At 78.8% G+C, this 3,269-nt stretch carries 2 protein-coding genes; one reads left to right on the plus strand and one right to left on the minus strand.

Annotated elements, in window-relative coordinates; all coding sequences use genetic code 11:
• Positions 1-2,127 (plus strand): DEAD/DEAH box helicase (locus HLB09_RS14735; protein ID WP_171204086.1); only part of this gene is annotated, 2,127 nt, incomplete at its 5' end.
• 57 nt (positions 2,128-2,184) lie between these two features.
• On the opposite strand, the gene HLB09_RS14740 is transcribed toward HLB09_RS14735, so the two are convergent.
• Positions 2,185-3,195, minus strand: a complete 1,011-nt coding sequence (locus HLB09_RS14740) for a 5'-3' exonuclease (RefSeq protein WP_171204087.1) — start codon at positions 3,193-3,195, stop codon at positions 2,185-2,187.
• Between the last annotated feature and the right edge of the window lie 74 nt (positions 3,196-3,269).

Consider the following 3,269-nt stretch of genomic DNA (forward strand, 5'->3'; position numbering starts at 1 on the left):
CGTCGCGGCGGGTACCCCCCGCACCGGCCCCGGGGCCAGGCCGCGCCGCCGTCCTCCCAGCGCGCCCCGAGCCGGGCGCACGTCGTCGCCGCCCTCGACGACGCGGACCTGCTGCCCGCCATCACCTTCGTCTTCAGCCGCGCCGGGTGCGACGCCGCCGTGCGCCAGTGCCTCGCGGCCGGGCTCCGGCTGACGACGCCCGAGGAGCGCCAGGAGGTGCGCCGCGTCGTCGAGGCCGCGTGCGCCGACATCCCCGACACCGACCTCGCCGTGCTCGGCTACTGGGACTGGCTCGAGGGGCTGAGCCGCGGCGTCGCCGCCCACCACGCGGGCCTGCTGCCCCGCTTCAAGGAGGTCGTCGAGGACCTCTTCAGCCGCGGGCTCGTCAAGGCCGTCTTCGCGACGGAAACCCTCGCGCTCGGCATCAACATGCCGGCGCGCTCGGTCGTCCTCGAGAAGCTCGTCAAGTACAACGGCGAGTCCCACGCCGACATCACGCCGGGGGAGTACACCCAGCTCACCGGCCGCGCCGGTCGCCGGGGCATCGACGTCGAGGGCCACGCCGTCGTCCTCTGGCAGCCGGGTCTGGACCCGGAGGCCGTCGCCGGTCTCGCCAGCCGGCGGCTGTACCCGCTGCGCTCGAGCTTCCGGCCGACGTCGAACATGGCGGTCAACCTCGTCGACACCGTGGGCCGGGCCCGGGCCCGCGAGGTGCTCGAGACGTCCTTCGCCCAGTTCCAGGCCGACCGCGCCGTCGTGGGCCTGGCCCGGCGCGCGCGCAGCCAGGAGGAGGCGCTCGACGGCTACGCCGAGGCGATGCAGTGCCACCTCGGCGACTTCGCCGAGTACGCGGCGCTGCGGCGCCGCGTCGGCGAGCTCGAGAAGGAGGGCAGCCGGGAGGCGTCCCGCCGCCGCCGCGCCGAGGTGCTCGACTCCCTGGAGGGCCTGAGCGTCGGCGACGTCGTGCGCGTGCCCGCCGGCCGCCGCGCCGGGACGGCGGTCGTGCTCGACCCCGGCACCGCCGGCGGCCTCGAGGGGCCGCGCCCCACGGTCCTCACCGAGGAGCGCGAGGTGCGCCGCCTGTCCCTGCACGAGGTGCCGGGCGCCGTCGAGGTGCTCGCGCGGGTGCGCGTGCGCCACGACTTCAACGCCCGCGACGCCGGGGCGCGGCGCGACCTCGCGGGGTCGATGCGCTCGGCGCTCGCCGACGCCCGGCACGCCGCGCGCGACGAGGTCCGCGGCGGGGGCCGGTCGGGCGGCCGGTCCGGGGGCCGGTCGGGCGGAGGCCGGGGCCGGGACGAGGCCGTCCAGGAGACGCTCGACGGGCTGCGGCGCCGGCTGCGCCAGCACCCCTGCCACGGCTGCCCCGACCGCGAGCAGCACGCCCGGTGGGCCGAGCGCTGGTCGCGCCTGCGCGGCGAGACCGACGGGCTCGTGCGGCGCATCGAGGGCCGCACGAGCGGCATCGCCCGCACCTTCGACAAGGTCTGCGACCTGCTCCTCGAGCTCGGCTACCTGCAGCCGGTGCCGCGCGAGGAGGAGGAGCCCCAGCCCGACGGGAGCCGCGCCGCCGACCGGCTCCCGGGGGGCGAGGCCGACGAGGTGCAGGTCACCGACGCCGGGCGCCGCCTCAAGCGGGTTTACGCCGAGAAGGACCTCCTCGTCGCGCAGTGCCTGCGCGAGGGCGTGCTCGCGGGCCTCGACGGCGCCGGGCTCGCGGCCGTCGCCTCCGCGCTCGTCTTCGAGGCGCGCCGCGAGGAGGTCGGCACCGGCCCCCGCACGCCCCCCGGCGCCGTCGGCCGTGCGCTGGCGCAGGTCGTCGGCCTGTGGTCCGACCTCGAGGACCGCGAGCGCGCCCACGGCCTCGCGCCGACGTCGGCGCCCGACGTCGGCCTCGCGCTGCCGATGCACCGCTGGGCGCAGGGCGCGACGCTGTCGGCCGTCCTCGAGGAGGCCGCCGGGATGGAGCTGGGCGCCGGCGACTTCGTCCGCTGGTGCAAGCAGACGGTCGACCTGCTCGACCAGGTGGCGGGCGCCGCCGGGGACGACGGGGACCTGCGCCGGGCGGCGCTGGACGCCGTCGACCGGGTCCGCCGCGGGGTCGTCGCCTACTCCGTCGTGGCCTGAGCCCGCGGGGCACGGTCCGGGGCGCCCGTCCCGGGGAGGGCGCCCGCCGAGCGCCCCTCAGCGGCGCCCGACGACCTCGTCGCGCACGGCGTCGGTCGGCAGGCCGAGGGCCACGAGCAGGCGGCGCAGGCTCGAGGCGACGCCGTAGCGCCGGGCGAGCGCGGTGACCGCCGCCGGGTCGGCCACCTCGGCGGGCAGGGCGTCGTCGTGCTCGGGCAGGTCGGCGTCGCGCAGCACCCGCACGACGGCGGGCGCGGCGTCGAGGTAGTCGGCGGCCTCGGCCAGGCGCGCCAGCTGCGCCGGGCGCAGGGAGGGGTCGCGGTCGCGGACGGCCGCCCGGACGCCGTCGAGGTCCCCGAAGCGCTCCAGCAGCGTCGCCGCCGTCTTCTCCCCGACGCCCGGGACCCCCGGCAGCCCGTCGCTGGCGTCGCCGCGCAGGACGGCCAGGTCGGCGTAGCGGTCGCCGTCGGCGACGCCGTAGCGCTCCCGCAGGCGCGGGCCGTCGACGAGCTCGAGGTCGCGGATGCCCCGGGAGGTGTAGAGGACGAGGACGTCACCGCCCCCGTCCCCGTCGGAGGGCGCACCCGCCCGACCGGCGAGCTGGAAGAGGTCGCGGTCGCCCGTGACCACCTCCACCGCCCGCCCCGCGGCGACCGCCCGCGTCGCCAGGGTGCCGATGACGTCGTCCGCCTCGCAGCCCGGCGCCCCGACGCGCGGGACGCCGACGGCGGCGAGGGCCTCGGCGATGACGGGCACCTGCGGGCCCAGCGTCCGCGGGGCGTCCTCCCCGCCGTCCGCCGCCACCCGGTGCGCCTTGTAGGAGGGGACGGCGTCGACGCGCCACTGCGGCCGCCAGTCGTCGTCCCAGCACGCCACGAGGCCGCCGGGGCGGCGGTCGGCGACGAGGCGGGCGGTCATGTCGAGGAAGCCGCGCAGGGCGTTGACGGGCGTGCCGTCGGGGGCCGCCACCGAGTCGGGGATGCCGTGGTAGGCGCGGAAGTACATCGACGCCGCGTCGAGCAGCAGCAGGGGGCCGGAGGGGCCGGGAGCGGTCGTGCGGGCGTCCATGCGGCGAGCCTAGAGCGGGCGGGCGACGGTCCCCGCCGGGCGCCGGGCACACTCGTGCCCGTGAGCACGAGCCC

The sequence above is a fragment of the Pseudokineococcus marinus genome (assembly GCF_013004605.1).
Taxonomy (GTDB): Bacteria; Actinomycetota; Actinomycetes; order Actinomycetales; family Quadrisphaeraceae; genus Pseudokineococcus; species Pseudokineococcus marinus.